Raw genomic sequence first — 6,598 nt, 5'->3', positions numbered from 1 at the left:
GTTACACGGCCATCAAGGAAATGTCGATAAGCGACACGTTCCCGGTCGTGCTCTTATGCGAGATCGCGCAGGTCTCACGGGCCGCCTATTATAAATGGTTAAAACGTACCGTCTCGGTACGCGAGGAAGAGAACTTGAGTCTACTGGAGGACATCCGTCTCCTCTACGACCAGGTGAACGGGACCTACGGGTATCGACGGATCACCATGACGGTCAATCGGAGACGACGCCAGCATGGCCTACCGGCATACAACGAGAAGCGGGTCTATCGTCTCATGCGCATCCACGAGATCCGTTCGGTCATCCGCCAGAAGCGAAAACGGTACAAAAAGTCTTCACCGCAGCATGTGGCCGAGAACCTGATGAACCGAGAATTCAGCGCGTCCCGACCGGACGAGAAATGGTGCACCGACGTCACCGAGTTCAAATATGGCGCCGGGAGGAGGGCGTATCTGAGCGCGATCATCGACCTCTATGACGGCTCGATCGTCGCCTGTAATCAACGCTGTTAAAATGGTTCTTCCTCACTTTTGATGAATCTCATCTTAGGGAATTAGTTTACTAAAAGGATTGAAGGGATTCCTCATGTTGAATGAGTTTTTTCCGGAACTGGAAATAGTCGATGTGAACCGCCGTGATGAAACGTATCAGTTCATTTGTCATGGAAAAAAGTCATGTGCACCCTGTCCTCAATGCAATACTGTCTCACATCGTATCCACAGCCGATACATCAGGACGTTGAAGGATGAGCGCGTGTTCGGGATGGATGTGCAACTACGGATTCAGGCAAGACGTTTTTTCTGCGACGAACCAGATTGTCCCTCAAGCATCTTCACGGAGAGGTTTCCTGCCCTGTGTCGACCACACTCCCGCAGAACGTTTCGTTTGGAACGTGGGCTGTTGAGGCTTTTGCGTGGGATGAGTGCAATCGGACTCGAACGTATTTTGAACAACATTAGCGATAGTACGTTGCTCCGAATGTTGAAACGCTCAGAACGACATCGAATCATGCCTGACCCTCGCGTGATCGGTATCGATGACTGGGCTTGGAGAAAACGAAAAAAGTACGGGACGATCATCTGCGACCTTGAGACCAGACGGCCGATTGCCTTGCTTCCCTCTCGGGATGTTAACACCGTCTGTGCCTGGATTCGCTCACATCCTACCATCCAGGTCGTAGCACGGGACGGATCCGTCGAGTTCCGGGAGGCCATCCGTTTGGCCGATGAAACGATTCAACAGGTGAGTGACCGATGGCACTTGTTTCACAACTTAGGAAAGAAAATTGAGGACATATTGAAACAGCGTCTTCCATCTGGCGAAAAGATCCTTCTCGAACCGGATGGTCTAAACATCGAACGCGAACTGACAGACGCCGAGAGAAGGAAGTGGACACTTATTCTGGCCGTACAACAGGATGCAAAACAGGGTGTCCCGATCTCCGAGTTGGTCAGACGGCATCAAATCGACCCGAAGACATGTCGGAGATATCTGAAGATGACAGAGCCACCAAGAATCGGTCGGTCACACCGACGACACAGCGCAGACGTCTACAAACAAGACATCGTCAGATGGATTCGCCAAGGCAGGACGACAGTATGGATGCACCGGACATTGAAACGAAAAGGATATGCCCGTGGAATCAGTACGTTTCGACCGTATGTCGCAAGGTTGAAAAAAGCAGTCCCACACGAAATCAATATCAACCGACGAATCATCCAGAAAGTTCTCTGGGAGGACGAGCCTTCCAACAAACCACTTCTCCTAAAAATACTGGACATCCATCCCTTCTTGAAGGAATTGAACGAGCTGATCCGCTCATTCAAAGAACTTTTCGAGGCGGCGACATCTCAACAAGATATCTTAAGGTGGTGTGGACAGGCAGAGCGGATGAACGAAACGAAGCTATCTTCTTTCGCAACCTATATACGAGGGGATCTCGACGCCATCCGACTCGGCATGACCCTGCACTGGTCAAACGGTATGGTCGAGGGACAGGTCAATCGACTGAAAACGATTAAACGTCAAATGTATGGTCGTGCAGGTTTGGAGCTGTTGCGAATCAAAATATTGAATTTAACTTGAAGCTCTTTGTTCTACTGGAATATGAATCGATGTCTACATAACCATAGGGATGGAGCGTTTCATCAAAAGTGAGGAAGAACCAATTTTAAACCGCTGTTGACAGTCGCCTATCGCATCGGGAAATCCAACAACAATGGGCTCGTCTTCCAGACGATGATCCCAGCGATCGCGGGGCTCCGTACAGGAGCGGGTCCGATGATCCATAGCGACCGAGGGTTTCAATATACATCGAGAGGGTTCAAACGCATGGTGGAAGACGCAAAACTGACCCACAGCATGTCTCGCGTCGGACGTTGTCTCGACAACGCCCCGATCGAGGGTTTTTGGGGTACCCTGAAAGTCGAGATGTACTACCTGCGTGAGTTCCAGGCCTATAGCGAACTCACGTCGGCCATCGAGGCCTACATATCGTTCTACAACCATGATCGTCTCCAGAAACGACTAAACGGCTTGAGCCCTGTCGAATACAGGGCTCAAGCCGCCTAGGCTGGTTTTCATTATTTACCCTGTCTACTTGACGGGGAGCAGTTCACTTTTTGGGTGGTCTCTTTACTTATTTTTTAGTTCTTAAATACCGAACCTGTTTCGTAATTACGATAAACATGGTGTTAACTCCTACAATTGATAGTGTAAGCTGTACCGGATAAATATTTAATCTTTAAGTTTTTATAAGCCGTTCTTTGCAATGTTAATTCTTTTTAGTTTGTATGTTTTTCCAGAAGACAGATCTTTTACATAATGATCAACATAGCCCGCGAGAGTTGACGTAGGTTTTTTTAAATAATAACGATATTCTGTAACTTGAAAACGCAAAGGCATGGCTATAGTTCGATTAGGTGGTAAGGAGGCAGCTGAGAGGAAGGCACTTATCCATCCGGATACTGCTGCAACTGACTCTCCTACTTTTGCTGTTATAAAAGATAAACCTAATACTGAAACTGCCAACGCAGCAATGTATTGGTTCTGCTCTTTCTGAATCTGTTGAGGACTTACAGTAGTAGCAGGATGAGTGAATACCTTAGTAGTATATGCTGAACTACCTCCTGGTGGAGGCTGAACTGCCATTGTACCGAAGTCATTGTTTGTTTGATCTAAAGCATTGAAAATAATTGCTACCTCTTCAATAGATGCTGTATTAGTAACACTTTCGTTTTCCCCAGTGTTACTATCATTTGCAGAAACAATTGATGATGAAAATATTAATGTACTAGCTAATCCTAAAGTAAGCAGTTTGGTTTTCATTATAGGAGTTCCTCCACTCAGTTAAATTGACAGTTATAGATTACCAAAATAATACTTTATTGTAAACATGTAACATTAAAATTAAAAAATATTTTAGTAGTATTTATCTTTGCTATTTATTTTGAAGACAATAGTTACATTTATATTTTTTATAAAAGATGGAGATTAGATAAAGAGAAAAAAATTTTATTTAAGAATGAGAGAAAATATATATTGAAACGTGAGGTGATCAAGTGGAATTAAACGAGGCAATCATCGAACGGATGAAGGAGCTCGCGGCAGAACATAATATGACAATCCATCAAGTCATTCAAAAGGGTGGATTGAATCAGACAACGATTTCCGAATTGATGAGCGGACGCACGAAACATCCGAAGGTGAGTACAATACAAAAATTTTGCCACGGTTTAGACATCGGTTTAAATGATTTTTTTAATAGTGAAAAGTTCATATAGTTTGTTAGATCTATATGTATGAAAACATCGGTATTAATCACAGTTAAAAAGAGTGGAGCGAAGATAACTTGTTTAGGCCGATTTTTTTTCGTTCGAATCCTTAGAAATTTCTGAGTCACTTCTAGCAACAACCCTTTCATGGTTTGCTGTTATTTTTGTAATGATCACTGAAACGAATAACATAATAAATAAGTATTGATTACTTATACTAATTGCTGATGAAAATAAGCTCGAAGTCAATAATAATCCAATTGCAGTAAGAATTAGAACGATAGTATCTAGTAAAACCACAACTTTTTCGAGTTCTTCTTTACTGTTTGGAGAATGTTGAGCAGAATCAAAATAGTCAAAAGTTAGTGGATTGCTAGATCCATCATTTTTGGTGCTAATTTCTTTTTCAGATAAATGATTTTTGGCATTAATCTCGAATGAAGATAAATTCAATAACTTTAAACGTAACAAAACAACTTTAATCGATATTAGTAAAAATTCATGCATGAGCAATAGAGTAATTTTGAAAAATAGGAATATAATTCTTAAAGATTGTAACAAGAATTTCGAACTATATTGAGCAAGTTCTGTTCCTATCAAATAATCTAAAAATTTTGTTAGGTTTTTCCCAAAGGGCGTTCTTTCATAAAGTATATTTATACCCCAAAGTCCTAAAACATTAAATACTATAAAAATAATAATAATGGCTGTTCTATTCTCTTCTAACATAAGAACAGTAAATTTGTTTGAAACAGTAAGTAAAAAAAATACGAGAACTAAATTGACGATTGAATTTAAAAGAAAAGCAATCAAGATTCTACGAAAAACAATTTCGTAAATTCGTAACTTAGAAGAAATTTTTTTCAAATAAGATAATTCATTAACAAAATTTTTAATATTTACAAAAAAAGTCTCTATTGCAAATATCAGAACAAGAATAGTTGCGCCATAAAAATATGTAATATTAACCAAAAAAAATCACTCCTTGTTAATCATATACCATATTTTATATCATATTTGAAATTATTTTTTCGTGTCCTTCATTTGTATACATGTATACAAATTAAGAAAAGATTGATAAATTAAAATTACAAATAAAAAAGGAGGCACTAAAATGACCAATCAGCTTGATCTTTCACAGAAAGACGCGATTGTTGTGACGTTCGGAAACTTCAAAGGCGGCACGGGAAAGACAACAAATAGCACGATGCTCGCTTATGCATTGGCCAAAAAAGGCTATCGCGTGTTGCTCTGTGACCAAGATCCGCAGGCGAACGCTACTACGTTGTTTCTGAAGACGAAGGCTGCCCGAGAAGATGATTACATAACCTTCGAGAAAACGTTGATGGCAGCAATGCAAGAAGGCGATTTAAGTAGCATTGTCACAGAAGTCACAGACAATCTGTTCCTACTACCCTCTTTCAGTGATTTCGCACAGTACCCGAAGTTTCTTGAGAAAAAGTTTGAAAAAGAAGTTGACCGCGTGACGTATCTGTCTACTTTGCTTGAACCTCTGAAGAGCGAGTTCGATTTCATTTTTGTGGACGTTCCTCCCACTATCTCCATCTATACTGACTCCGCCCTCTATGCCTCTGATTTCGTTGTCGTCGTACTTCAGACACAGGAACGAAGCTTGCAGGGCGCCGAGGTATTTACACAGTACCTGCAGACATTGCTGGATGACTATGATGCTGATTTTGACATTCTTGGAATCCTACCGGTTCTTCTCAAAAATGGTGCAGCAGTAGATATGGCAACGCTTGAAAATGCCAAAAATGTATTCGGTTCTCATAACCTTTTTGAAGGTGTGATCAAGAACATGGAACGTTTAAAGCGATATGACATCACTGGGATTGTCGAGGAAGATATGCATGACAAACGTGTCATGGAGACATATGCAAAAGTCGCAGAGGAGTTCTTACAGCGTCTCGAAACAGAAATGAATTACGTGGAACAGGGGTGAACAACATGTCAGATTTGATTCAAAAACCAGCAAAAAAACGGTTGCTGGACCGTAAAGGTGCAGCGGCTCCTCAACAAACATATAAAGCTGAAGTATCTGAAGACAAAACAGTCGAATCGAAAACTACTTCTCAGAAAGAAACTTCAAACAAACGAGCAGCTAAGAACTCGGTCAATATGGGGTCAAGCACTGTTCGTGTATCAAATCTCACAAAAAATAAATTGTCAGCGTTAGTGACAATGGGCAAAGCGGATTCAGCAGATGCTATAATTTCCACGATGATTGACGAGTATCTTGAGCTATTCTCTTCCAATGAAAGAAAAGAATATGAGCTGATTCGAGATGTTTTGATGATGAAGCATAATAAATAAAAAAGGCAGTCCATAATGAACTGAACCTTAGATATTAATGAACGAGCGTTCTCTACTGGAGCACGCTCGTTTTTTATGTGACTACAATTAGTCTAGATGTCATTAAGGTATATTATTTTGCTGGATGTTCAGCCATATTGATCTAACATAAATAAATTTTTAAAAACTGTATACAGATATACATGTATACAAATCTACATGTATACAAATCTACATGTATACAAATCTACATGTATACAAATCTACATGTATACAAATCTACATATATACATGTATACATTGGGAATGGAATCATCTAAAATATGGCTTTAAATCAACGCTTTTAGCGAATTATTAAGTCTGGTTTTTGTATACATGTATACAAATCTACGCGTATACAAATATACATGTATACAAATTTACATGTATACAAATCTACATGTATACACGTATACAAATCTACATGTATACATTGCTTTTTATGAGCATAAACTCGAAAAAAAGCTGTTGTT

General features: G+C 40.4%; 6 protein-coding genes and 2 pseudogenes. 6 read left to right on the top strand and 2 right to left on the bottom strand.

Annotated elements, in window-relative coordinates; translation table 11 throughout:
* From EVJ22_RS13545 to EVJ22_RS13535, 3 genes and pseudogenes are all read left to right on the top strand, one after another.
* Positions 1-494 (top strand): annotated as a pseudogene (locus tag EVJ22_RS13545) (IS3 family transposase); the annotation flags it as partial.
* A gap of 91 nt (positions 495-585) precedes the next feature.
* A complete protein-coding gene (locus tag EVJ22_RS13540) occupies positions 586-2,085 on the top strand; it encodes an ISL3 family transposase (RefSeq protein ID WP_131444122.1) in 1,500 nt (499 codons plus the stop codon).
* A 102-nt stretch (positions 2,086-2,187) separates the two neighbouring features.
* Positions 2,188-2,571: pseudogene (locus EVJ22_RS13535) on the top strand (transposase); the annotation flags it as partial.
* A 180-nt stretch (positions 2,572-2,751) separates the two neighbouring features.
* Here EVJ22_RS13535 and EVJ22_RS13530 read toward each other — a convergent pair.
* The gene (locus EVJ22_RS13530) at positions 2,752-3,327 is read right to left on the bottom strand and encodes a hypothetical protein (RefSeq protein ID WP_131444121.1); all 576 of its coding nucleotides are present in this window, start codon (positions 3,325-3,327) and stop codon (positions 2,752-2,754) included.
* Between the two features lie 263 nt (positions 3,328-3,590).
* On the opposite strand from EVJ22_RS13530, the gene EVJ22_RS15740 reads away from it, so the two are divergent.
* A complete protein-coding gene (locus tag EVJ22_RS15740) occupies positions 3,591-3,782 on the top strand; it encodes a helix-turn-helix domain-containing protein (RefSeq protein ID WP_158625536.1) in 192 nt (63 codons plus the stop codon).
* Between the two features lie 72 nt (positions 3,783-3,854).
* Here EVJ22_RS15740 and EVJ22_RS13520 read toward each other — a convergent pair whose 3' ends face one another.
* The gene (locus tag EVJ22_RS13520) at positions 3,855-4,745 is read right to left on the bottom strand and encodes a hypothetical protein (protein ID WP_131444119.1); all 891 of its coding nucleotides are present in this window, start codon (positions 4,743-4,745) and stop codon (positions 3,855-3,857) included.
* Between the two features lie 142 nt (positions 4,746-4,887).
* Here EVJ22_RS13520 and EVJ22_RS13515 point away from each other — a divergent pair, with 142 nt between their 5' ends.
* Together EVJ22_RS13515 and EVJ22_RS13510 are read left to right on the top strand one after the other, a co-directional pair.
* On the top strand, positions 4,888-5,736 hold the full coding sequence (locus EVJ22_RS13515; RefSeq protein ID WP_131444118.1) for a ParA family protein: 849 nt from the start codon (positions 4,888-4,890) through the stop codon (positions 5,734-5,736).
* 5 nt (positions 5,737-5,741) lie between these two features.
* On the top strand, positions 5,742-6,107 hold the full coding sequence (locus EVJ22_RS13510) for a DUF5388 domain-containing protein (RefSeq protein WP_131444117.1): 366 nt from the start codon (positions 5,742-5,744) through the stop codon (positions 6,105-6,107).
* Positions 6,108-6,598: the final 491 nt, after the last annotated feature.

The sequence above is a fragment of the Exiguobacterium sp. SH0S7 genome (genome assembly GCF_004337195.1).
Classification (GTDB): Bacteria; Bacillota; Bacilli; order Exiguobacteriales; family Exiguobacteriaceae; genus Exiguobacterium; species Exiguobacterium aurantiacum_A.
The sequence above is the reverse complement of the archived record's forward strand: the minus strand, read 5'-3'. Positions and strand labels throughout refer to the sequence as shown.